Annotated in this window: 1 pseudogene; it reads right to left on the reverse strand. The window is 84.5% G+C overall.

What is annotated here, in order from left to right:
- A pseudogene (locus tag ACFV6I_RS35555) lies at positions 1-304 on the reverse strand (DNA-binding response regulator); the annotation flags it as partial.

The following is a 304-nucleotide window of genomic DNA, read 5'->3' on the forward strand; positions in this document are numbered from 1 at the left end:
ACCCCGCCCACGCAGGACCACCGACCGCCCGCCCCCCCGCACCCCCGCCGGCCCTACCGGGTGGCGGGGCGGCGGCACCGCCGGGGCCAGCCGCCGCCGGGCCGCGTCGGCCGCGTCCGGGCCGGGCCGGCTCCGGGCACCCGCCGAAGCGACGCCCTCGGCCCCCAGGTCGGCATCGATCAGAACCACGTCGAAGGCCCGCCCCTCGACGGCGGCACGCTCCAGCGCCCGCTCGGCGGCGGCCCCGCTGCCGGCCGCCCCCACCTCCACGTCGGGCTCGGCGGCGAGCGCCGCGGCCAGGGCC

Source organism: Kitasatospora sp. NPDC059803 (assembly GCF_042732255.1).
Taxonomy (GTDB): domain Bacteria; phylum Actinomycetota; class Actinomycetes; order Streptomycetales; family Streptomycetaceae; genus Kitasatospora.